This window comes from Streptomyces sp. NPDC050703, from assembly GCF_040654435.1.
Classification (GTDB): Bacteria; Actinomycetota; Actinomycetes; order Streptomycetales; family Streptomycetaceae; genus Streptomyces.
Window position 1 is genome coordinate 78,091 of the sequence record NZ_JBFAHX010000010.1, and the last position, 20,475, is coordinate 98,565.

The following is a 20,475-nucleotide window of genomic DNA, read 5'->3' on the forward strand; positions in this document are numbered from 1 at the left end:
TGCGGTACGGACGTGTCAGCAGCGCCGGACGTCCGGGACGTCGAACAGCGCGTTCAGCAGGGTGCCCAGCTGCGCTCGCTGCTCTGTGTCCAATGGAGCCAGGATGTCCTCCGCGGCGGCCCGGCGCGCGCGGCGCAGCTTGCCGAGGGCCTTGAGGCCGGCATCGGTGAGCTCGATGCGGATCACCCTGCGGTTGGTGGGGTCGGGCACGCGGCGGACCAGCTCGCCCGTCTCCAGGCCGTCGACCAGCGTCGTCACGGCGCGGGGGACCACTTCCAGGCGCTCGGCGAGGTCCGCCATACGGGGTGGCGTCTCGTAGTGCGCGAGGGTGCGCAGCAGGCGGGACTGCGCCGGCGTGATACCGACCGGCACCAGATGGCGCTTCTGTATCCGCTGCAGTCTGCGGGTCAGCCGCAGCAACTGTTCGGCGAGCAGGCCGTCGGGATCCGGGGTGTTCATGCGGGAACTTTACCAGGACCTTGTGCATTGTGAGTATAGGTAACAGTGAGCTATGCTCTCCAAGTCATCCTCGGTCACGTCTGCCGACCGCCGACCGCCACTGGCATCCGAAAGGAGTCCATGCGCCACGACGAACCCACCTGGACGCCGCCACCCAAGGCCCCCGGCCAGGAACCGCCGCGCCAGATGCGCCGCATCCTCCGCCTCTTCCGTCCCTACCGCGGCCGCCTCGCGCTCGTGGGCCTGCTGGTCTGCGCCGCGTCCCTGGTCTCGGTCGCCACCCCCTTCCTGCTCAAGGAGATCCTCGACACCGCGATCCCGCAGGGACGCACGGGCCTGCTGAGCCTGCTCGCGCTCGGCATGATCATCAGCGCGGTGGTCACCAGCGTCTTCGGCGTGCTGCAGACCCTGATCAGCACCTCCGTGGGCCAGCGGGTCATGCACGACCTGCGCACCGCGGTCTACGGCCGCCTGCAGAGCATGTCCCTGGCCTTCTTCACCCGCACCCGCACGGGTGAGGTCCAGTCCCGGATAGCCAACGACATCGGCGGCATGCAGGCGACCGTCACATCCACCGCCACGTCCCTGGTGTCGAACCTGACGAGCGTGGTCGCCACGATCGTCGCCATGCTCGCCCTCGACTGGCGGCTGACGGTCGTCTCGCTGCTGCTGCTCCCGGTGTTCGTGTGGATCAGCCGCCGCGTCGGCCGCGAGCGCAAGAAGATCGCGACACAGCGCCAGAAGCAGATGGCAGCGATGGCGGCGACGGTCACCGAGTCGCTCTCCGTGAGCGGCATCGTCCTCGGCCGCACGATGGGCCGGGCCGACTCGCTCACCCAGTCCTTCGCCGGCGAGTCCGAGCGCCTCGTCGACCTGGAGATCCGCTCGAACATGGCGGGCCGCTGGCGGATGGCCGTCATCTCGATCGTGATGGCCGCCATGCCCGCCGTCATCTACTGGAGCGCGGGCCTCGCCTTCCAGATGGGTGGCCCGACGGTCTCCATCGGCACGCTCGTCGCCTTCGTCTCGCTCCAGCAGGGTCTGTTCCGGCCGACGGTGAGCCTGCTCTCCACCGGTGTGCAGATCCAGACGTCGCTGGCGCTCTTCCAGCGCATCTTCGAGTACCTCGACCTGGACGTCGACATCACCGAGCCCGAGAACCCCGTCCGCCTGGACAAGGTCAAGGGCGAGGTGCGCTTCGAGGACGTCGAGTTCCGCTACGACGAGAAGTCGGCGCCCACCCTCCAGGGCATCGACGTGACGATACCCGCCGGCGGCAGTCTGGCCGTGGTCGGGCCGACCGGCTCGGGGAAGTCCACCCTGAGCCACCTCGTGCCCCGGTTGTACGACGTCACGGGCGGCCGGGTCACCCTCGACGGGGTCGACGTGCGTGACCTGGACTTCGACACGCTGGCCCGCGCGGTCGGGGTGGTCTCCCAGGAGACGTATCTCTTTCACGCCTCGGTCGCCGACAACCTCCGCTTCGCCAAGCCCGACGCCACCGACGAGGAGCTGACGGCCGCGGCCCGTGCCGCGCAGATCCACGACCACATCGCGTCGCTGCCCGACGGGTACGACACGGTGGTCGGCGAGCGCGGTCACCGCTTCTCGGGCGGGGAGAAGCAGCGGCTCGCCATCGCGCGCACCATCCTGCGCGATCCGCCGGTCCTCATCCTCGACGAGGCCACCAGCGCACTGGACACGCGTACGGAGCGGGCGGTGCAGGAGGCCATCGACGCCCTCTCCGCCGACCGCACGACCCTGACCATCGCCCACCGGCTCTCCACCGTTCGTGGCGCCGACCAGATCGTCGTCCTGGACGGCGGGCGCACCGCCGAGCGGGGGACGCACGAGGAGCTGATGGAGTGTGACGGGCGTTATGCCGCCCTCGTCCGCCGCGACGCCCAATTGGAGCCAGCGACATGAATATATGCAGAGAATGCCCCCATTTGCGGGGTAACGTTCCGATATGCAGATCAAGACTCCGCGCTGGAGCACGGGACGGGGCACGAGACGCGGCAAGGTTCGGCTGACGCGACGGGGGCGCATCGCCCTGATCGCGGGCGGAGCCGTCGTGGCGGCCACCGCCGTGGCCGTGGCGGTACCACTGCTGCTGCCGGACGACGACGTGCGGCGGCCCGAGACGCTGACCATCCCGGAGGGCTGGCGGGCGGGGCAGGTGTACCGAGCGGTGGACAAGGCCCTGCGTGTGCCCGCCGGGACCACACAGCGGGCGGTCCCCAGGGCCGGGCTGAAGCTTCCCGCCGAGGCGGGCGGCAATCCTGAGGGGTATCTCTTCCCGGCGACCTACCCGCTGAGTCCCCGGTCGACCCCGGAGTCCGTGCTCTCGTACATGGTCGACACCGCGAACAAGAAGTACGGCGGCGGCAGCGCCACGGCGGGCGCCGACCACCACGCGATGAGCGTCTACCAGACGGTCACCATCGCCAGCGTGATCGAGGCGGAAGCGGGTTCCCGGCAGGAGATGGGCAAGGTGGCCCGCGTCATCTACAACCGTCTTGACCAGGGGATTCCCCTGCAGATGGACTCCACCGTCAACTATGCCCTCAACCGCTTCACACTGAGCACGAGCGACCGTGACACGAAGATCAACAGTCCATACAACACCTATGCGCGCATGGGTCTGCCGCCCACGCCGATCGGCAATCCGAGTGCGGAGGCGATGCGGGCCGCGGCGGGCCCGCCGACGGGGGACTGGCTGTACTTCGTGACGGTGAGGCCGGGTGATACGCGCTTCACGGCGAAGTACGAGGAGCACCAGCGGAACGTGGAGGAGTTCAATGAGGTGAGCAAGCGGAGCTGACGGACGGCAGGACCGTTGCGGCTGCGAGGCAAACAAAATCACTGGCGAACCCGCGTCGGCAGGGACCACCATGAGGCGCATGAGCGATCCAGCGGCACGATGGACCCAGGCGAGTGTCTACCCCGACATGTGGGCCGACCCGGACGACGACCCCCGTGAGAACAGTGGAGGGACCCCGGACGGCGAGTTGGCGACACTGCTGGACTTTCTGGTCAACTACCGCCTGACCCTGCGGATGAAGTGCGAGGGGCTGGACGCGGAGCAGTTGGCCCGCAGGTCGGTCCCGCCGTCGACGATGTCGCTGCTGGGCCTGGTCCGGCACCTCGTCGAGGTGGAGCGGGACTGGCGCAACTGGCTGACCGAGGGCGACCCGGTGCCGAAGCTGTACGGTGAGAAGGACGCGGACTTCGACGGAGCCGTCGCCGACCCGGCCGAGGTCGACGCCGCGTTCGCCGCCCTGGAGCGAGAGCAGGCCACGACCGACGCCGCGCTGGCCGAGCACCAGGACCTGGGCGCGCGCGTCGGCAAGGACCGGGTCTCCATCCGCGAGTTGATGGTGCACAGGATCGAGGAGTACGCCCGGCACTGCGGCCATGCGGACCTGTTGCGGGAGTGCGTCGACGGGCGCGTCGGCCAGTAGGCCCGGCCTCACTCGCTCGGCAGGCCGCACTCGCGTCATCGCCGGCCGTTTCGGGACTCGCTTCATTGTCGGCCATTTGGGGAATTGCTTCACTGCCGGCCGCCCAGGGTCCGCTTCATCGCCGGCCGCCTCGGGGGACGAGTCTCACCCGGGCCGGCGCGGGCCGGCCGGGTGCCTCAGACGGTCGCTCTCGCCTCCGAGAGCAACCGCTGGATGTCACGTACGGCGGCTCGGCCTGCCCGGTTGGCGCCGATCGTGCTTGCCGAGGGGCCGTAGCCGACCAGGTGGACGCGGGGATCGGCGGCGGCGCGTGTGCCCTCCATGCGGATGCCGCCGCCCGGCTCGCGCAGGCGAAGCGGCGCCAAGTGGTCAATCGCCGCGCGGAAGCCCGTCGCCCAGAGGATGACGTCCGCGTCGACCCGGCGCCCGTCGTCCCACGCGACGCCGGTCGGTGTGATGCGGTCGAACATCGGCAGCCGGTCGAGGACCCCGGCGGCCCGCGCCTCGCGGATCGCGTCGTTCACCGGGAGGCCGGTCACCGAGACCACGCTGCGCGGCGGCAGGCCCTGACGTACGCGCTCCTCGACCATGGCGACGGCCGAGCGGCCCCAGTTCTCGTCGAACGGGCCCTCGCGGAAGACCGGTGGACGCCGGGTGACCCAGGTGGTCTCCGCGGCGAGGGGAGCGATCTCCATCAGGTGCTGGGTGCCCGACGCGCCACCGCCGACGACGATGACCCGCTGTCCGGCGAAGGCCTCGGGCCCGGGGTAGACGGCGGTGTGGAACTGGCGTCCGCGGAACGTCTCCTGACCGGGGTAGCGGGGCCAGAACGGCCGGTCCCACGTGCCCGTGGCGTTGATCAGCGCACGCGTCGACCAGGTGCCCGCCGAGGTCTCCACGAGCAGCCGCCCGCCGTCGCCCTCCCGTACCGCGCCGACGTCGACGGGACGCCGTACCCGCAGGTCGAAGCGTTCCTCGTACGCGGTGAAGTACTCGCCGATGACCTCGGAGGACGGCCGCGCGGGGTCGGCGCCGGTCAGCTCCATGCCCGGCAGGGCGTGCATGCCGTGCACCTTGCCGTAGGTCAGGGAGGGCCACCGGAACTGCCATGCGCCGCCGGGCCGGGGCGCGTGGTCGAGGACCACGAAGTCCCGGCCGGGTTCGAGGCCCGTCCGCCGCAGGTGGTAGGCGCCGGACAGGCCCGCCTGCCCGGCGCCGATGACGACGACGTCCACCTCGTGCGCGGCCGTGTCGCCCGCCGCCTCTCGTACCCCGATGTCGTTCACGCTTCTACTAACCCGGCGGGGCGGCCGGATCTTCCCGCTGTGGCCGGAGCCGCCCGGTGCGAACCGGGGCCGCCCGGTGCGACCGGGGCCTGGCCGAGTGGGGCGGCTGGAGGCCGCGTGTCGTGTACCGGGCTGAGTGCGGCAGGCCGGATGGGGGAGGATGGGGGTATGTCCGATGCGTTCACCACCCGAGTCCTCCGGGTCGCCACCGGCTCCACCGAGACGGTCCATGATCTGACCCGCGACTGCGAGGCCTTCCTGAATGAGGTCGCGGCCGGTCGCGACGGCCTCCTGAACCTCTTCGTGCCGCACGCGACGGCGGGCATCGCGATCATGGAGACCGGCGCCGGCAGCGACGACGACCTCCTCGCCGCGCTGCACACGCTGCTTCCGGCCGACGACCGCTGGCAGCACCGCCACGGCAGTCCGGGTCACGGCCGTGATCACGTCCTGCCCGCGCTGGTTCCGCCGCACGCGACGCTGCCGGTGGTCGGCGGCCGGCTGGAGCTCGGGACGTGGCAGTCGGTGTGCCTCGTGGACACCAACGTGGACAACCCCGACCGGAAGGTCAGGCTCAGCTTCCTCGGGTGAGCCCGCGCCTGCCCTGCCTGCCTCGCGCGGGTGCCCTGCCTGCCTCACGCGCCCGCCCGCCCTTCGTGGCGAACTTCGGAGCACGCTCCCCGCAGGTCCGCCCATAAGTCGCGCATGGGTGACCCCATAAGGTCGCCTTATGAGGTCATAAGATCGACCCGGCTACTGACTTAGGCTTGCCTTAGTTTAGGCTTCCTCGTGCGTCATCCCCCGCAACCGCTCGAAGGGAACCTGAACATGCCTCGCCCTCTGCGGGTAGCCATTGTCGGAGCCGGCCCCGCCGGGATCTACGCTGCCGACGCGCTGCTGAAGTCCGCAGTGGCCGTCGATCCCGGTGTGTCGATCGACCTCTTCGAGCGGATGCCGGCGCCGTTCGGTCTCATCCGCTACGGCGTAGCCCCCGATCACCCGCGCATCAAGGGCATCATCACGGCCCTGCACCAGGTGCTCGACAAGCCGCAGATCCGCCTCTTCGGCAACGTCGACTACCCGAACGACATCAGCCTCGACGACCTGCGCGGCTTCTACGACGGGGTCATCTTCTCCACCGGGGCCACGGCCGACCGCGCGCTGGACATACCCGGCATCGACCTCGACGGTTCGTACGGGGCCGCCGACTTCGTCTCCTGGTACGACGGGCACCCCGACGTGCCGCGGACCTGGCCCCTGGAGGCCGAGAAGGTCGCCGTCCTCGGTGTCGGGAACGTCGCGCTCGACGTGGCGCGCATCCTCGCCAAGACCGCCGAGGAACTGCTGCCCACCGAGATCCCGCCGAACGTCCACGAGGGCCTCAAGGCCAACAAGGCGCTGGAGGTGCACGTCTTCGGGCGTCGCGGCCCCGCGCAGGCCAAGTTCAGCCCGATGGAGCTTCGGGAGCTCGACCACTCGCCGAACATCGAGGTCATCGTCGACCCCGAGGACATCGACTACGACGACGGCTCGATCGCCACGCGGCGCGGCAACAAGCAGGCCGACATGGTCGCCAAGACGCTGGAGAACTGGGCGATCCGCGACGTCGGCGACCGCCCGCACAAGCTGTTCCTGCACTTCTTCGAGTCGCCCGTGGAGATCCTCGGCGAGGACGGCAAGGTCGTCGGCCTGCGCACCGAGCGCACCGCTCTCGACGGCACCGGCAACGTCAAGGGCACCGGAGAGTTCAAGGACTGGGACCTCGGCGCGGTCTACCGTGCCGTCGGCTACCTCTCCGACGAACTGCCGAAGCTGCCCTGGGACATCGCGTCCGGAACCGTTCCGGACAAGGCGGGCCGGGTGATCGAGGAGTCCGGCGCGCACATGCCGTCGACGTACGTCACCGGCTGGATCCGGCGTGGACCGGTCGGCCTCATCGGTCACACCAAGGGTGACGCCAACGAGACGGTCGCCAGCCTCATCGACGACCACGAGAACGGCCGTCTGCTCACGCCGGAGGCGCCCGCCCCCGAGGCCGTGGACGCCTTCCTGGCCGAGCGGAACGTCCGCTTCACCACGTGGGAGGGCTGGTACCGCCTCGACGCGGCCGAGAAGGCGCTGGGCGAGCCGCAGGGCCGTGAGCGCGTGAAGCTCGTCGAGCGCGAGGACATGCTGGACGCGAGCGGCGCGTAAGCGTCTGACGGTGCGTAGGCGTCTGACGGTGCGTAAGCGTCCGGCGGCACGCGGGCGTCGAGCCGCGCGCAGGCATCGAGCAGCGGCCCGCGTCGACGCCAGGCGCCAGGCGCCAGACGCCAGACGCCAGACGCCAGATGCCGGACGCCAGGCGCCAGGCGGCAACGCCAGGCACCAGCACCCCTCTCCGCCTCCAAGGCCGTCGGCCCCGGTGACCACCGTCCCGGGGCCGACGGCCTTTCGCCGTCCCGTGACCGTATGGCCGGAATCGCTCTTCCTCCCACGCCGGTCACGCCCCCGCGGACGTACCATGACCAGTCGGTCGGGGGTGGTCGCGGGGATGGTTCGGGAGCGGGCCGGGAGCGGACGAGAAGTGGGGGCGGTACGGGGCAAGGAGCCTTGGGACGGGCGTGGAAACGAACATGCACTACCGCTTGCTGGGGCCGGTCGAGGCATGGCGCGAAGGCCGCCGCCTCACCCTGGGCGGCCCCAAGCCGCGGGCGCTGCTCGCGGCCCTGCTGCTGCAGCCGGGCCGGGTGGTGTCGGCCGACGCCCTGATCGACGCGATCTGGGGCGAGAGCCCGCCGGACACCGCGCGCTCCCTCATCCAGTCCTATGTGTCCGCCCTGCGCAGGGCGCTCTCCGCCGACGTGATCGAGACACGGCCGCCCGGCTATCTCATCCACGCGGACGCCGATGTCGTCGACCGCGCCGCGTTCGAGCGGCTCACCGCGCAGGGCAGGCAGGCGGCCGCCGCGGGCGATCACGCGGGCGCCGCCCGGCTCCTGAGCGAGGCGCTCGCGCTCTGGCGCGGACCCGCCCTCGGCGGCATCGGTGAGACCCTGCGGGCCATGGCCGACCAGTTGGAGGAGGCCCGGCAGGCGGCCCTGGAGGAGCGGATCGCCGCCGACCTGGCGCGGACCGGCCGCGAGAGGGAACTGGTCGCCGAGCTGACCGCCCTCGTCGCCACACACCCCACGCGCGAGCGCCCGCGTGGCCAGCTGATGCTCGCCCTCTACCGGTTGGGCCGCCAGGCCGACGCCCTCGCGGTGTACGCGGAGGGGCGCACCGTGCTCGCCGAGGAGCTGGGCATCGATCCGGGCCCGGAGCTGCGCGCGCTGCACCAGGCCATCCTGCGCGGGGACGAGCGGCTGCTGCCCGCGGCGGAGAGCACGGCCGAGGGGTGGCGCCCCGAGCGCACAGGCGCCACCGGTCCCACAACTACCAGCCCCGCAGCCACCGGCCCCACAACCACCGGCCTCACAGCCGCCGGCCTCACAGCCGCCGGTCCCACAGCCGTCGGCCCCACAGCCACCGCTCCCACGGCCGTCGGCCCCAAGACCATGGGAGAACCGCCGGCCCCCGCCCTGCTGCCGCCCGCCATCGGCGACCTCACCGGCCGCGAGACGCACCTGCGCGAGGTGTGCGCCGCCCTGAGGGGGCAGGGGGCGCGCGAGGCCATGCCCGTCGTCGCCGTGACGGGACCCGGCGGCGTCGGCAAGTCCGTCCTCGGCGTCACGGCCGCCCACCGGGTCGCCGACGCCTATCCCGACGGGCAGCTCTACGCCGAACTGCGCGGCGCCACCGACCCCGTGCCCCCCTGTGAGGTCCTCGGCCGCCTCCTGCGCGCCCTCGGCGCCGACCCGCCGGAGGGCGACGCCGAACGCGGGGACCTCTTCCGCAGCCTGGTCGCGGGGCGGCGCGTCCTGCTCGTCCTCGACGACGCGGGCAGCGAGTCCCAGGTGCGTCCGCTGCTCCCCGGCAGCGCCACCTGCGGGGTCCTGATCACCGCCCGCGCCCGGCTCGGCGCCCTGCCCTGCACCCACCGCACCGACCTGGACGTGCTCGACACCGCACCCGGCACCGAACTCCTCGCCCGGGTCGCGGGGGAGCGGCGGGTCCGCGACGAGCCCGACGCCGCGCGCCGCATCGTCGAGCTCTGCGGCGGCCTCCCGCTGGCGCTGCGCATCGCCGGCGCCCGGCTCGCCACCCGAAGGCACTGGACGGCCCGCACCCTCGCCGAACGCCTCGCCGACGAACGCCACCGCCTGGACGAACTGGCCGTAGGCGATCTGGAGGTCCGTGCCGGCCTCGGCCTGAGCTACCGCGCCCTCGACGGTCCGGCCCGCACCGCCCTGCGCCGCCTCGGACTGCTCGCCGCGCCCGACGTCGCGTCCTGGATGGTCGCCGCCCTGCTCGACGCGGACGAGGCGACGGCGGACCGCGTCGTCGAGCAGCTCATCGACGCCCAGCTCCTGCACTGCACCTCCGTCGACCGCGCGGGACAGCCCCGCTACCGACCGCACGACCTCGTACGGGTCTACGTGGCCGAGCGCGCGGCGGCCGAGGACACCCCCGAAGAACGTTCCGCCGCCGTGGGCCGGACCCTCGGCGCCGGGCTCTGGCTCATCGGGCGCGTCGCCTCCGCCACGCCGTCCGGAGCCGTCGAACTCCACCGCGGGGTGCTCGACCCCGCCCACGCCGCCTCCGGCGCGTCGGACCGCTTCGTGCGCCCCGCCGGACCCGGTGTGACCCGGCGGGCGCTCAAGGACCCCGCCGCCTGGTTCGAGGCCGAGGCCGACGCGTTCGCCGCGGCCGTCGAGCGCGCCGCCGCCCTCGATCTGCACACCCTGGCCTGCGAGGCGGCGGCGGCCCTCTGCTCGTCCGCCTACGCGGTCGGCAACCGCTTCGAGGCGTGGTGGCGCAGCCATGAGGCGGCGCTGGCCGCGGCCCGCCGCGCCGACGACCGCTCCGGCGAGGCGCTGCTGCTCATCGGCATCGGGCAGCTCCGCTACGAACAGGACCGGTTCGCGGAGTCGCAGCTCTACTTCCGGCAGGCGGCCGAGCTCTGCTCCGACCTCGGTGAGGAACGTGGCCGGGCCGCCGCTCTCGCCGGACTCGGCAGCGCCCTGCGCGAGGCGGGTCGGCTGCGGGCCGCGCTCGACGTCCTCGGCCGGGCCGTGGAGGTCTTCCGCGCGCTCGGCGACGACCCGGGCACCGGGCTCTCCTGCCGATTCGCGGGCTCCGTCCACCTCGAACTGGGCGAGCACGAGGCCGCGTTCACCCTGCTCGAACAGTCCCTGCGGGCCTACCGCAGGCTCGGCAGCCGTCGCGGTGAGGCGCTCACCCTGCGCTCGCTGAGCCTCGTGCACCGGGCGCTCGGCGACTACCAGCGGGCCGAGCGGCTCGCGGACCGCGCCGTGGACCTCCTGGGCGCCACCGGGGACCCGCTCATGTCGGCCTACGCCGTCCAGGCCCGTGCCAAGTGCCGGCTGCGTCTCGGCCGAGGCGACGAGGCCGTCGCCGAGCTGCGGGACGTCCTGGACGTCTGCCGCGCCCATCGCGACCGCTTCGGCGAGGCCCTGACCCTGCGGACGCTCGGCGAGTGCGAGCTGGCCGCGGGCCGCCTCGACGCCGCCGGTCAGCTCCTCGGCAGGGCCGCGGACCTGTGGGCCGCCCTGGAACTGCCGCTGCCCCGCGCGCGTACCCTGCGCGATCTCGCGGCGGCGCGGGAGGCCGCGGGGGACCGGGAGGGGGCGCTCGCGCTGCGTGCCGAGGCGCGGGACGTCTTCGTCGCGTACGAGGCGCGGGAGCGGGACGAGAAACGGGGCAGCGGCTGACCCCTCGTCCCCCGGCCCGCTTGGCGCGGAATTGCAGAGAATTTGCAGCGGGCCACGGCACGCTCGACGTGTCGGCGGCTTCCAAGGGGCCGACGGCAACGGGGGAACCAACGGGGGAAGGGCCACTGTTGCCTCGCAACGGCCCATACGACCGAGCCTGTCGGCCGTATGGGCCGTACCGCGTGCGGGAGCCGCGACCGCCACGAAGGGCCGAGCATGCCGCCGATCATCCTCATGAACGATCCGCGCGTGGTCGGCATCCCGGTCCACGAGTGCGGCGAGCCCCTGGTCGACCTGCGGGGCCTGGACTTCCTCCGGGTGGACCACCGCCTCGCCGACGACGCGGGGCACTACGCCCGGCTCCGCGAGGGCGTCGCGGACCGTCTCGCGCACGCGGCGCACCTGCTGCCCGCGGGCCTGTGTCTGCTCGCCACCGAGGGCTACCGCCCGCTGGCCCTGCAGATCGCGTACTTCGAGGAGTACGCGGCCGAGCTGCGGGCGGCCCACCCCGAGTGGCCGGCCGAGCACCTGCGCGCGCAGACCAGCCGCTCCCTGTCGCCGCCCGAGGTGGGCCCGCACGTCGCGGGCGCGGCCGTGGACCTGACGCTGTGCACGGCGGACGGCGCCGAGCTCGACCTGGGCACCCCGGTCAACGCGGGCCCCGAGGAGAGCGGCGGCGCCTGCTACACGCGGTGCGACGGCATCTCCGGCGAGGCCCGCCGCAACCGCTCCGTCCTCGGGGCGGCCCTGAGCGCGGCGGGCCTGGTCAACTACCCCACGGAGTGGTGGCACTGGTCCTACGGTGACCGCTACTGGGCCCTGTCGACCGGTGCCCCCGCCGCCCGCTACGGGCCGGTGGCCCGCGGGTCCCTCTAACCGAGCGGCACGTCGAGCAGCGCGCGGCGGTGGCTGAACGTGGCGAGCGAGTGCGGGCCGTGGTAGTTGCCCATGCCGCTCTCGCCGACCCCGCCGAACGGCAGTTCGGGCAGGCGGAGGTGGGCCATCGGGAGGCCGAAGCCGAGCCCGCCGGACGAGGTCTCCGTGGCGAGGCGGTGCCGGGTGGTCTCGTTGCCGGTGAAGCCGTAGAGGGCCAGGGGCTTGTCCCGGTCGTTGATGAAGGCGATGGCCTCGTCCAGGTCCGCGACCTCCACGATGGGCAGGACCGGGCCGAAGATCTCCTCCCGCATCACGGGGTCGTCGCCGCTCACGCCCGTCAGGACGGTCGGCGCGATGTAGACGTCGTCGCGGTCGGTCTGCCCGCCGAACGCCGTGGTGCCGGAGTCGAGCAGCGCGGCGACGCGGTCGAAGTGCCGCTGGTTGACCATGCGCCCGTAGGCGGGCGACGACTGCGGGTCGGGGCCGAACAGCTTCTCCACCGCTTCGGCGAGGGCGCTCTCCAGGGCGCGGGCGGTGTCCGGGTCGGTGAGGACGTAGTCCGGGGCGACGCAGGTCTGCCCGGAGTTGCGGAACTTGGTGTCGGCGAGGCGGGCGGCCACCGCGGTGACGTCCGTGTCCCGGTCCACGAACACCGGGGACTTGCCGCCGAGTTCCAGGGTGACGGGGGTCAGGTGCTCGGCCGCGGCACGCATCACGATGCGGCCGACCGTGCCGTTGCCGGTGTAGAAGATGTGGTCGAAGCGCTGCGCGAGCAGCTCCGTGGTGCGCGGCACGTCGCCCTCGACGACGGCGACCGCCTCGGGGTCCAGGTACCGCGGCAGCAGGCGTGCCATCAGCGCCGAGGTGGCGGGGGAGACCTCGCTCGGCTTGAGGACGACGGCGTTGCCCGCCGCGAGCGCGCCGGCGACCGGCACCAGGGAGAGCTGGACCGGGTAGTTCCAGGGAGCGATGACCAGGACGGTGCCCAGCGGCTCGTAGAGCGTGCCGGCCGTGGACCCGGCGGGCAGCCCGGCGAGGGCGGCCTGGTCGAGGGAGTACGGCTCCAGCCACACCCGCAGATTGGCCAGCGTGTGGTCGATCTCGCGTACGGGGAAGTCGACCTCGGCGGCGGACGCCTCGGGGCGGGGCTTGCGCAGGTCGCTGTAGAGGGCGTCGGTGATGGCGCCGCGGTTCTCGGTGAGGAGCGCGCGCAGCCGGGTGAGCTGCTCCTCGCGCCAGGCCAGCGGCCGGGTGCGGCCGGTGGCGAAGGCGGCGCGGAGGCGGGCGACGAGGGCGGGGATGTCCTCGGTGCCCGGGGCGGGGGTGGCGGTGGTGCTCATCGTTGCGTTCCTTGGGGGGTGGGGGTGCGGGGGTGCGGGGGGCCCGTGCCGAGCAGCCCGGCCGCCAGGGCGGCGGATGCCGGGCGCAGCAGCTCGCGGGCGCCCGGCACGGATTCGAGGCCGACGACGAGCGCCACGCAGATGTCGGCGGCCTGCGGCGGCTCGACGCCGTCGGCGGTGCCCTCCTCGTCGAACAGGGCCGTCAGGAGGTCCCGTAGGTCCGTGGTGAACGACGTGCAGATGGCGCCGAAGAGGCGGGCCCGGCCGTCGGCCAGTTCGGGGGCGTGGGGGGAGTCCTGGCCGAGGCGCAGGACCAGGTCGAGCTTGGCGGCGAGGATGCCGTGCAGCCGCTCCTCGGCGGGCGCGTCGGCGGCGGCCGCTTCCCCGGCCCGCCGCAGCGCCTGGTCGTGCAGGCGCCCGGCGAGCCGGCGGAAGGCGTCGTCCTTGCCGCGTACGTACTGGTAGACGGCTGACCGGGACACGCCCATGGAGGCGGCGATGTCGTCCATCGTGGTGCGTCGCACGCCGTACCGCGTCAGGCAGTCGTAGGCGGCGTCGAGGACCTCGTCGAGCCGGTCGGCGGCCATCGTCAGGCCAGCTTCTTCAGGAGCTCGGCGGCGAGCGGGGCGGAGGACGCGGGGTTCTGGCCGGTGACGAGGTTGCGGTCGACGACGACCTTGGGCGCCCAGGGCTCGCCTTCCTGGAAGTCGGCGCCCGCCTCGACGAGGCGGTCCTGGAGCAGCCACTTCGCCTTGTCGGCGAGGCCCGCCTGGGTCTCCTCGGCGTTGGTGAAGCCGGTCAGGCGGTACCCGGCGAAGGCGTTGGTGCCGTCGTCCCTGGTGGCGGCGAGCATGGCGGCGGGGGCGTGGCAGACCACGCCGAGCGGCATGCCGATCTCCAGAGCCGTGACGAGGAGCCTGCCGGAGTCGGCGTCGACGGCGAGGTCCTCCATGGGGCCGTGGCCGCCGGGGTAGAAGACGGCGGCGTAGTCGGCGAGGTCCACCGCGGCGAGGTCGACCGGGTTCTTGAGCTCGGTGAAGCCGTCGAGGGCGGCGGCCACCTCGTCGGCGGCCTCCTGGCCGCCGTTGGCCTCCGGGGCGAGCGAGCCGCGGTCGACGGTCGGGACGACGCCGCCGGGGGTGGCGACGACGATCTCGTGGCCCGCGGCCTTGAACGCCTGGTAGGGCGCGACGGCCTCCTCGGCCCAGAAGCCGGTCGGGTGCTTGCTGCCGTCGGCCAGCGTCCACTGGTCGGCGCCGGTGACAACGAAAAGGATCTTCGACATGGTGTGCTCTCCGAGGGTGACGACGAGGGGGGCCGGTCGTCCGAGGGTCTGACATTCCGTGTGCAGAACGTCAGTACGGCGACCTCTCGAAGGTAGACCGATCGGACATAGGTATCCAATGCGGAAACCGATGGGAGGTATCGGCAGACCGATGGGCGCACCCGGGAGAGCGGGCCGGATCGCACCGGGAGAGCGGGTCCGAGCGCCCGGCGAGCGGGCCGGGGCGGGTCGGCGGCGGGCCGCGCACCGGTGTGGCGCCGTACCGCCGAACGGGTTCAGCGCCCCGGCGCGCCGGCCCGCAGACCGTCCATCACCAGGTCCATGAGCCGTTCCGCGCGCCCCTGCCAGTCGCCGTGCGGGTCGATCTGCCACAGGCCGGCGACGGCGAGCAGGAAGTCGTCCGGTGTCACGCCGGGGCGGATGGTGCCCGCCTTCTCGTTCGCGTCGAGGAGCAGGGCGACGGCCTCGGTCAGCGGGCCGTACCCCACTCCGGCCAGGCTGCCGCGGGCGCTGGTCGCCTTGCGGATGGCGTCGACGAGTCCCGCCTTGGCCATCGCGTACTGGACGAGGCGGTCCATCCACTCCCGCAGGGCCTGGTCGGGGGGGCGGGTGTGCAGCAGCTGGCAGGCGGCTTCGGAGACCTGTCCCACCTCGTAGCGGTAGACCTCCAGGATGAGCGCCTCACGGCTGGGGAAGTTGCGGTAGAAGGTCCCCTGGCCGACGCCCGCCTTCTTGGCGATCACGCTCAGCGGCGCGTCGCTCGCCCGCGTCAGCTCGGCGAGGGCGACCTCCAGGATGCGCTCGCGGTTCCGCTGGGCGTCGGAGCGCAACGGGCCCTCGCGATGCTGGCCCATTCGCGTCTCCTTCTTCCTGTCGTGCCGGTCTGGACCTTGCTAAGCGGACAGCTGTCCACTAAGTTCTGAAGCTAACGGACACCTGTCCGCTTGGGGTCACCATAGCGGCAGACACCGCCACCGGAGCGGTCCGTGCCTCCGAGCCGCTCCTCTTCCCCTCTTCGTACAGCGCCACCGCTTCCCGCACCACCGCCGGGACCGCCTCGTCCTCCGCGATCCGCGAAAGAAGGCTGCTCATGGCTCCATCGACGTCCAGTGCCCTCACCCTCAAGGTCAACGGTGAGAAGCACACGCTGTCCGTCGACCATCGCACCACCCTGCTCGACGCGCTGCGCGAGCGGCTCGACCTGACCGGCACCAAGAAGGGCTGCGACCAGGGCCAGTGCGGCGCCTGCACGGTCCTGATCGACGGCCGCCGCGCCGTCTCCTGCCTGCAGCTCGCGGTCGCCGCCGAGGGGCGCGAGATCACCACCATCGAGGGCGTCGCCGACGGCGACCGGCTGCACCCCGTGCAGCAGGCCTTCCTCGACCTCGACGGCTTCCAGTGCGGCTACTGCACGCCCGGCCAGATCTGTTCGGCCCTCGGCGTCATCGAGGAGCACGCCGCCGGCTGGCCGAGCGCCGCCACCACCGACGTCCGGCCCGAAGCGGGCGTGCCCGAACTGACCGCCGACGAGATCCGCGAACGGATGAGCGGCAACCTGTGCCGCTGCGGGGCCTACGTGTCGATCGTGCAGGCGGTCGCGCGCGCCGCGCGCACCGAGGAGGAGGCGGTATGAAGGACTTCGGATACGAGCGGGTCCACGACGTCTCCGGGGCCGTCGCCCTGCTCGGCGCCGACCCCGACGCCCGCTACCTCGGCGGCGGCACCAACCTCGTCGACCTGATGAAGATCGGCGTCGAGCGGCCCACACGCCTCATCGACGTACGCGAACTGCCCCTGGACAGCGTCGAGTCCACCGGCGACGGCGGCCTGCGCATCGGGGCGACGGTCACCAACAGCGACCTCGCCGCCCACCCCGAGGTCCGGCGCCGCTACCCCGCGCTCGCCCAGGCCGTCCTCGCGGGCGCCTCGGGACAGCTCCGCAACATGGCCACCGTCGGCGGCAACCTCCTCCAGCGCACCCGCTGCGGCTACTTCACCGACGTGAGCAAGCCGTGCAACAAGCGCGTGCCGGGCAGCGGCTGCCCCGCCGTCGCGGGCGAGCACCACAACCACGCGATCCTCGGCGCCACCGGCCACTGCGTCGCCACCCACCCCTCCGACATGGGCGTGGCCCTGGCCGCCTTCGACGCCGTGGTCGGCTACGAAACGGCCGAAGGGCCCGGCGAGTTGCCGCTGGCCGACTTCTACCTGCCGGTGGGCGACACCCCGCACCTGGAGACCGCGCTGCCCTCCGGCGCGCTGATCACCGGGGTCACCCTGCCGCCCGCCCCGGTCGCCGCCGCCTCCCGCTACCGCAAGGTGCGCGAGCGCGCCTCCTACGCGTTCGCCATCGGCTCGACAGCCGCCGCCCTGGACGTGCGCGACGGCATCGTCCACGAGGTGCGCCTGGCCTATGGCGCGGTCGCGTCCCGGCCGTGGCGGGCCCGCGCCGCCGAACGGGCGCTGACCGGCGGCCCCGCGAGCGCCGAGGCGTTCGCCGCCGCGGCCGACGCGGAACTGGCCGCCGCGGACCCGCTGCCCCGCAACGGCTACAAGGTCACGCTCCTGCGCAACCTCACCGTGGCCGTGCTCACCGAACTCGCCGAGGAGGCCGCCCGATGACCACGACCACCGGACCCACCGCGGTCACCGGCGCCGTCGGCTCCGCGCACAGCCGGGTCGAGGGCGTCGAGAAGGTCACCGGAGCGGCCCGCTACGCCGCGGAGGTGCCCTTCGCGAACCTCGCCCACGGCTGGCTGGTGCTCTCCACCGTCGCCCACGGCCGCATCCGCTCCGTCGAGGCCGAGCCCGTCCGGCGGATGCCGGGCGTCCTCGACGTCCTGTTCCACGGCAACGCCCCGCGGGTGGACGCCTCGTACGAGGGCATGCTGGGCCGCCCCGACCCCACCGTCGCGGTCTTCCAGACCGACGAGATCCCCTGCGCGGGCTGGCCCGTCGCGCTCGTCGTCGCCGAGACCTCCGAACAGGCCAGGGAGGCCGCCGAGTCGCTCGTCGTCCACTACGACGAAAGGCCGCACGACGTCGACTTCCACCTCCGGCGCCCCGACAGCTACACGCCGGAGGGCGACGGCACGCGCGTGGAGAAGGGCGACGTCGAGGCCGAACTCGCCGCCTCCGCGCACGTGGTGGACGCCGAGTACAGCACGCCCGAGGAGCACCACAACGCGATGGAGCCGCACGCGGCGACGGCCCGCTGGGACGGCGGACGCCTGGAGGTCGTCGACTCCAACCAGGGCAGCACCTGGATCGCGGACGAGCTGTCGAAGCTGTTCTCCCTCGACCCGGCCTCGGTCCGGGTGCGCTCCGAGCACGTCGGCGGCGCCTTCGGCTCCAAGGGCCTGCGGGTCCACCAGGTCCTCGCCGTGATGGCGGCGACCGTCCTCGACCGGCCGGTGCGCGTCGTCATGACCCGCCGCCAGATGTTCTCCCTGGTCGGCTACCGCAGCCCCACCGCCCAGCGCGTGCGGCTCGGCGCCGAGCCGGACGGACGGCTGCGGGCCGTCGACCACCAGGGGCTGAACCTGACGTCGACCGTCCACGAGTTCATCGAGTCGAGCGCCTCGTTCGGACGCCCGATGTACGCCACCGACGCCCACCACAGCGTCAACCGCGTCGTACGCCTGAACGTGCCGACGCCCACCTACATGCGGGCGCCGGGCGAGGCCCCGGGCTCGTTCGCGCTGGAGTCGGCGCTCGACGAGCTGGCGGAGAAGTGCGGCATCGACCCCATCGCGCTGCGCGTCCGCAACGAACCGGAGGTGGGCCCCGTCTCCGGCCTGCCGTTCGCCAGCCGCAACCTCACGGCCTGCTTCGAGGAGGGCGCCCGCAGGTTCGGCTGGGCCGAGCGCGACCCGCGCCCGGGGGTGCGCCGCGACGGGCGCTGGCTGCTCGGCACCGGCGTCGCCTCCGCGACCTTCCCGGTGATCGTCGCCCCGTCCACGGCGAGCGCCACCGCCGAGCCCGACGGCACCTTCACCGTGCGGATCACCGCCTCCGACATCGGCACCGGGGCCCGTACGGCACTGACCCTGGTCGCCGCCGACGCCCTGGAGGTGGAGCCCGGCCGCATCCGGGTGCGCATCGCCGACAGCGACTTCGGACCCGCGACGATCGCCGGCGGTTCGATGGGCACCCGCTCCTGGGGCTGGGCGGTGCGGGACGCGGCGGCCGAGCTGCGCGAGCAACTGGCGCTCGGCGGTGACATCCCGCCGCAGGGGCTCACCACCAGGTCCGACACCGGCGCCGCCATCGGCGCGCTCGCCCAGAAGGAACGGCACTCCTACGGCGCCCAGTTCGCCGAGGCCGCCGTGGACGTCGCCACCGGCGAGGTGCGGGTGCGGCGCATGCTCGGCATCTACGCGGCCGGCAGGATAATCAACCCCCTGACGGCACGCAGCCAGCTCGTCGGCGGCATGACGTGGGGCCTGTCCATGGCCCTGCACGAGGAGGCGGTCAGGGACCAGCTCACCGGCGCGCACGTCGGCGCCGACCTCGCGGGCTACCACTTCGCCGCCAACGCCGACGTGCCGCACATCGAGGCGGACTGGGTCGACGACCCCGACCCCGACGACCCGATCGGGATCAAGGGCATCGGCGAGATCGGCATCGTGGGTGCCGCCGCGGCCATCGCCAACGCCGTCTGGCACGCGACCGGCGTCCGCCACCGGCACCTGCCCATCCGCCCCGACCGGGTGATCCAGGCGGGCAGCCCGCGTGCTTGACATCGCCGACGACCTGAACCGCTGGGTCGGTGAGGGCCGGGACTTCGCGGTCGCCACCGTCGTGAGCGTCGGCGGCAGCGCACCGCGCGGCCCCGGCGCCGCCATGGCCGTCGACGGCGAGGGCACGGCCATCGGCTCGGTGTCGGGCGGCTGCGTGGAGGGGGCGGTGTACGACCTGTGCGTCACCGCCCTGCGGGAGGGCGGGACCGTCGTCGAGCGGTTCGGCTACAGCGACGAGGACGCCTTCGCGACCGGCCTGACCTGCGGCGGTGTCATCGACGTCCTGGTCACGCCGGTCCGGGCCGACGCACCCGACAGGGCGGTGTTCGCCGCCGCCCTCTCGGCGGCCGCCCGCGGTGGCGCGACCGCTCTGGCCCGCGTCATCGAGGGGCCGGCCGAACTGCTCGGCAGGCCCCTCGTGGTCCGCCCCGACGCTGCGCCCGAGGGCAGCCTCGGCGGGCACCCGGACCTGGACCGTACGGCGGCCGGGGAGGCCCGGGCGCTGCTCGCGGCGGGCCGCACCGGGCAGTTCGTCGTCTCGGAGAGCGGATCGCGCTGCGGCAGCGCCGTGACGGTCCTCGCGGAGTCGAGCGTGCCGCCGCCCCGGATGATCGTCTTCGGCGCCGTCGACTTCGCGGCGGCCCTGGTCCGCGCCGGGAAGTTCCTCGGCTACCACGTCACCGTGTGCGACGCCCGACCCGTGTTCGCCACGCGTGTCCGCTTCCCCGACGCGGACGACATCGTCGTCGACTGGCCCCACCGCTACCTCGAAGGCACCACCACGGACGACCGCACGGTCCTGTGCGTGCTCACCCACGACGCCAAGTTCGACGTGCCCCTGCTCGAAGCCGCACTGCGGCTGCCCGTCGCGTTCGTCGGGGCCATGGGCTCCCGCCGCACCCACGAGGACCGCAACCGCAGACTCCGCGAAGTCGGCGTCACCGAGGAGGAACTGACGCGCCTTCACTCGCCCATCGGCCTCGACCTCGGCGCCCGCACGCCCGAGGAGACCGCGCTCTCCATCGCCGCGGAGATCGTCGCCGTCCGCCAGGGAGGCACGGGGCGCCCGCTGACCGGCTCCCGCACACCGATCCACCCCGACGTGACCGTGGCGGCGGATCGCCGAAGCCCGTCCCGCGCGGGCCCCGGAATGCGTACGGTGTAATCGTGCGGCCACACCGGGTAGCGGTGCGGCAGGGGTGCCACGGAA

17 protein-coding genes are annotated in these 20,475 nt (G+C 73.1%); 11 read left to right on the forward strand and 6 right to left on the reverse strand.

What is annotated here, in order from left to right:
* Positions 1–15: 15 nt before the first annotated feature.
* The gene (locus tag AB0I16_RS12425) at positions 16–459 is read right to left on the reverse strand and encodes a MarR family transcriptional regulator (protein ID WP_363249286.1); all 444 of its coding nucleotides are present in this window, start codon (positions 457–459) and stop codon (positions 16–18) included.
* Positions 460–579: 120 nt separating this feature from the next.
* Here AB0I16_RS12425 and AB0I16_RS12430 point away from each other — a divergent pair, with 120 nt between their 5' ends.
* From AB0I16_RS12430 to AB0I16_RS12440, 3 genes are all read left to right on the forward strand, one after another.
* Positions 580–2,385: an ABC transporter ATP-binding protein gene (locus AB0I16_RS12430; RefSeq protein WP_363249287.1), complete on the forward strand. Its 1,806-nt coding sequence runs from the start codon at positions 580–582 to the stop codon at positions 2,383–2,385.
* Positions 2,386–2,428: 43 nt separating this feature from the next.
* A complete protein-coding gene (mltG, locus tag AB0I16_RS12435; RefSeq protein WP_363249288.1) occupies positions 2,429–3,283 on the forward strand; it encodes an endolytic transglycosylase MltG in 855 nt (284 codons plus the stop codon).
* A gap of 70 nt (positions 3,284–3,353) precedes the next feature.
* Positions 3,354–3,923, forward strand: coding sequence for a DinB family protein (locus AB0I16_RS12440; RefSeq protein WP_363249289.1), 570 nt, complete (start codon positions 3,354–3,356; stop codon positions 3,921–3,923).
* A 176-nt stretch (positions 3,924–4,099) separates the two neighbouring features.
* Here the strand turns inward: AB0I16_RS12440 and AB0I16_RS12445 are convergent, their stop codons facing one another.
* Positions 4,100–5,209 carry an NAD(P)-binding domain-containing protein gene (locus tag AB0I16_RS12445; RefSeq protein WP_363249290.1) on the reverse strand — a complete coding sequence of 370 codons (1,110 nt, stop codon included), beginning with the start codon at positions 5,207–5,209 and terminating at the stop codon, positions 4,100–4,102.
* Between the two features lie 168 nt (positions 5,210–5,377).
* On the opposite strand from AB0I16_RS12445, the gene AB0I16_RS12450 reads away from it, so the two are divergent.
* From AB0I16_RS12450 to AB0I16_RS12465, 4 genes are all read left to right on the forward strand, one after another.
* The gene (locus tag AB0I16_RS12450; RefSeq protein ID WP_363249291.1) at positions 5,378–5,800 is read left to right on the forward strand and encodes a secondary thiamine-phosphate synthase enzyme YjbQ; all 423 of its coding nucleotides are present in this window, start codon (positions 5,378–5,380) and stop codon (positions 5,798–5,800) included.
* A gap of 237 nt (positions 5,801–6,037) precedes the next feature.
* The gene (locus tag AB0I16_RS12455) at positions 6,038–7,402 is read left to right on the forward strand and encodes an FAD-dependent oxidoreductase (protein ID WP_363249292.1); all 1,365 of its coding nucleotides are present in this window, start codon (positions 6,038–6,040) and stop codon (positions 7,400–7,402) included.
* A 410-nt stretch (positions 7,403–7,812) separates the two neighbouring features.
* Entirely contained in the window at positions 7,813–11,022 is a 3,210-nt protein-coding gene (locus AB0I16_RS12460) for a BTAD domain-containing putative transcriptional regulator (protein ID WP_363249293.1), read from the forward strand.
* A gap of 216 nt (positions 11,023–11,238) precedes the next feature.
* Positions 11,239–11,898: a M15 family metallopeptidase gene (locus tag AB0I16_RS12465; protein WP_363249294.1), complete on the forward strand. Its 660-nt coding sequence runs from the start codon at positions 11,239–11,241 to the stop codon at positions 11,896–11,898.
* Here AB0I16_RS12465 and AB0I16_RS12470 read toward each other — a convergent pair.
* The 4 genes from AB0I16_RS12470 to AB0I16_RS12485 all read right to left on the reverse strand — a co-directional run bounded on the left by AB0I16_RS12470 (position 11,895) and on the right by AB0I16_RS12485 (position 15,377).
* Positions 11,895–13,238, reverse strand: a complete 1,344-nt coding sequence (locus tag AB0I16_RS12470) for an aldehyde dehydrogenase family protein (RefSeq protein WP_363249295.1) — start codon at positions 13,236–13,238, stop codon at positions 11,895–11,897. The genes AB0I16_RS12465 and AB0I16_RS12470 overlap by 4 nt on opposite strands.
* Positions 13,235–13,825, reverse strand: coding sequence for a helix-turn-helix domain-containing protein (locus AB0I16_RS12475; protein WP_363249296.1), 591 nt, complete (start codon positions 13,823–13,825; stop codon positions 13,235–13,237). Before AB0I16_RS12475 ends, AB0I16_RS12470 begins: the two co-directional genes overlap by 4 nt.
* 2 nt (positions 13,826–13,827) lie before the next feature.
* Complete coding sequence (locus tag AB0I16_RS12480; protein ID WP_363249297.1) at positions 13,828–14,523, reverse strand: type 1 glutamine amidotransferase domain-containing protein; 696 nt, start codon at positions 14,521–14,523, stop codon at positions 13,828–13,830.
* A gap of 275 nt (positions 14,524–14,798) precedes the next feature.
* On the reverse strand, positions 14,799–15,377 hold the full coding sequence (locus tag AB0I16_RS12485; protein WP_363249298.1) for a TetR/AcrR family transcriptional regulator: 579 nt from the start codon (positions 15,375–15,377) through the stop codon (positions 14,799–14,801).
* A gap of 236 nt (positions 15,378–15,613) precedes the next feature.
* Here AB0I16_RS12485 and AB0I16_RS12490 point away from each other — a divergent pair, with 236 nt between their 5' ends.
* The 4 genes from AB0I16_RS12490 to AB0I16_RS12505 are packed head-to-tail and all read left to right on the forward strand — an operon-like array spanning position 15,614 to position 20,430.
* On the forward strand, positions 15,614–16,156 hold the full coding sequence (locus tag AB0I16_RS12490; RefSeq protein WP_363249299.1) for a 2Fe-2S iron-sulfur cluster-binding protein: 543 nt from the start codon (positions 15,614–15,616) through the stop codon (positions 16,154–16,156).
* Positions 16,153–17,145 carry a xanthine dehydrogenase family protein subunit M gene (locus tag AB0I16_RS12495; RefSeq protein ID WP_363249300.1) on the forward strand — a complete coding sequence of 331 codons (993 nt, stop codon included), beginning with the start codon at positions 16,153–16,155 and terminating at the stop codon, positions 17,143–17,145. The genes AB0I16_RS12490 and AB0I16_RS12495 overlap by 4 nt, the downstream gene beginning before the upstream one ends.
* Positions 17,142–19,265, forward strand: a complete 2,124-nt coding sequence (locus AB0I16_RS12500) for a xanthine dehydrogenase family protein molybdopterin-binding subunit (RefSeq protein WP_363249301.1) — start codon at positions 17,142–17,144, stop codon at positions 19,263–19,265. Before AB0I16_RS12495 ends, AB0I16_RS12500 begins: the two co-directional genes overlap by 4 nt.
* Positions 19,258–20,430, forward strand: a complete 1,173-nt coding sequence (locus tag AB0I16_RS12505) for an XdhC/CoxI family protein (RefSeq protein ID WP_363249302.1) — start codon at positions 19,258–19,260, stop codon at positions 20,428–20,430. The genes AB0I16_RS12500 and AB0I16_RS12505 overlap by 8 nt, the downstream gene beginning before the upstream one ends.
* The last annotated feature ends 45 nt before the right edge of the window (positions 20,431–20,475 follow it).

Coding starts and splice junctions, on each gene's coding strand:
- AB0I16_RS12425 (WP_363249286.1), bottom strand. CDS start 459: ATGAACACCCCGGATCCCGACGGCCTGCTCGCCGAACAGTTGCTGCGG.
- AB0I16_RS12430 (WP_363249287.1), top strand. CDS start 580: ATGCGCCACGACGAACCCACCTGGACGCCGCCACCCAAGGCCCCCGGC.
- mltG (WP_363249288.1), top strand. CDS start 2,429: ATGCAGATCAAGACTCCGCGCTGGAGCACGGGACGGGGCACGAGACGC.
- AB0I16_RS12440 (WP_363249289.1), top strand. CDS start 3,354: ATGAGGCGCATGAGCGATCCAGCGGCACGATGGACCCAGGCGAGTGTC.
- AB0I16_RS12450 (WP_363249291.1), top strand. CDS start 5,378: ATGTCCGATGCGTTCACCACCCGAGTCCTCCGGGTCGCCACCGGCTCC.
- AB0I16_RS12455 (WP_363249292.1), top strand. CDS start 6,038: ATGCCTCGCCCTCTGCGGGTAGCCATTGTCGGAGCCGGCCCCGCCGGG.
- AB0I16_RS12465 (WP_363249294.1), top strand. CDS start 11,239: ATGCCGCCGATCATCCTCATGAACGATCCGCGCGTGGTCGGCATCCCG.
- AB0I16_RS12470 (WP_363249295.1), bottom strand. CDS start 13,238: ATGAGCACCACCGCCACCCCCGCCCCGGGCACCGAGGACATCCCCGCC.
- AB0I16_RS12475 (WP_363249296.1), bottom strand. CDS start 13,825: ATGGCCGCCGACCGGCTCGACGAGGTCCTCGACGCCGCCTACGACTGC.
- AB0I16_RS12480 (WP_363249297.1), bottom strand. CDS start 14,523: ATGTCGAAGATCCTTTTCGTTGTCACCGGCGCCGACCAGTGGACGCTG.
- AB0I16_RS12485 (WP_363249298.1), bottom strand. CDS start 15,377: ATGGGCCAGCATCGCGAGGGCCCGTTGCGCTCCGACGCCCAGCGGAAC.
- AB0I16_RS12490 (WP_363249299.1), top strand. CDS start 15,614: ATGGCTCCATCGACGTCCAGTGCCCTCACCCTCAAGGTCAACGGTGAG.
- AB0I16_RS12495 (WP_363249300.1), top strand. CDS start 16,153: ATGAAGGACTTCGGATACGAGCGGGTCCACGACGTCTCCGGGGCCGTC.
- AB0I16_RS12500 (WP_363249301.1), top strand. CDS start 17,142: ATGACCACGACCACCGGACCCACCGCGGTCACCGGCGCCGTCGGCTCC.